Origin of the sequence: Streptococcus oralis, assembly GCF_001579025.1 — a bacterium.
In the GTDB taxonomy this organism is placed as follows: Bacteria; Bacillota; Bacilli; order Lactobacillales; family Streptococcaceae; genus Streptococcus; species Streptococcus oralis_X.
The window spans coordinates 1-711 of record NZ_KQ970243.1 but is presented as its reverse complement, the minus strand read 5'-3'; the positions used below and the strand labels follow the sequence as shown (position 1 = coordinate 711).

At 50.6% G+C, this 711-nt stretch carries 8 tRNA genes; all 8 read left to right on the top strand.

Features of this window, described 5'->3' with window-relative positions:
• Nucleotides 1-2: 2 nt before the first annotated feature.
• The 8 genes from SORDD27_RS09425 to SORDD27_RS09390 all read left to right on the top strand — a co-directional run bounded on the left by SORDD27_RS09425 (nt 3) and on the right by SORDD27_RS09390 (nt 710).
• Nucleotides 3-75 (top strand) — tRNA-Asp (locus tag SORDD27_RS09425).
• Nucleotides 76-99: 24 nt separating this feature from the next.
• A tRNA-Lys gene (locus SORDD27_RS09420) sits at nt 100-172 on the top strand.
• A gap of 5 nt (nt 173-177) precedes the next feature.
• Nucleotides 178-259: transfer RNA gene (locus SORDD27_RS09415), tRNA-Leu, on the top strand.
• Nucleotides 260-271: 12 nt separating this feature from the next.
• Nucleotides 272-344, top strand: a tRNA-Thr gene (locus SORDD27_RS09410).
• Between the two features lie 27 nt (nt 345-371).
• Nucleotides 372-443: transfer RNA gene (locus SORDD27_RS09405), tRNA-Gly, on the top strand.
• A gap of 7 nt (nt 444-450) precedes the next feature.
• A tRNA-Leu gene (locus SORDD27_RS09400) sits at nt 451-536 on the top strand.
• A gap of 11 nt (nt 537-547) precedes the next feature.
• Nucleotides 548-621: transfer RNA gene (locus SORDD27_RS09395), tRNA-Arg, on the top strand.
• A 15-nt stretch (nt 622-636) separates the two neighbouring features.
• A tRNA-Pro gene (locus tag SORDD27_RS09390) sits at nt 637-710 on the top strand.
• Nucleotide 711: the final 1 nt, after the last annotated feature.

The window sequence follows — 711 nt, the reverse complement described above, 5'->3', positions numbered from 1 at the left end:
TAGGTCCCGTAGTGTAGCGGTTATCACGTCGCCCTGTCACGGCGAAGATCGCGGGTTCGATTCCCGTCGGGACCGTTTAAGATAACGGAAGTTATTTTAGACTCGTTAGCTCAGTTGGTAGAGCAATTGACTTTTAATCAATGGGTCACTGGTTCGAGCCCAGTACGGGTCATATTTGCGGGTTTGGCGGAATTGGCAGACGCACCAGATTTAGGATCTGGCGCTTAACGGCGTGGGGGTTCAAGTCCCTTAACCCGCATAATAGAAATCAGCCGGCTTAGCTCAGTTGGTAGAGCATCTGATTTGTAATCAGAGGGTCGCGTGTTCAAGTCATGTAGCCGGCATTTTTTTATATAGAATAAGAGGTCGATGCGAACGTAGTTCAGTGGTAGAACACCACCTTGCCAAGGTGGGGGTCGCGGGTTCGAATCCCGTCGTTCGCTTAGAGAGGCCGGGGTGGCGGAACTGGCAGACGCACAGGACTTAAAATCCTGCGATTGGTAACGATCGTACCGGTTCGATTCCGGTCCTCGGCATATAATAATGAGCACCCTTAGCTCAACTGGATAGAGTACCTGACTACGAATCAGGCGGTTAGAGGTTCGACTCCTCTAGGGTGCATTTTTTTATTTAACGCGGGAAGTAGCTCAGCTTGGTAGAGTACTTGGTTTGGGACCAAGGTGTCGCAGGTTCGAATCCTGTCTTCCCGAT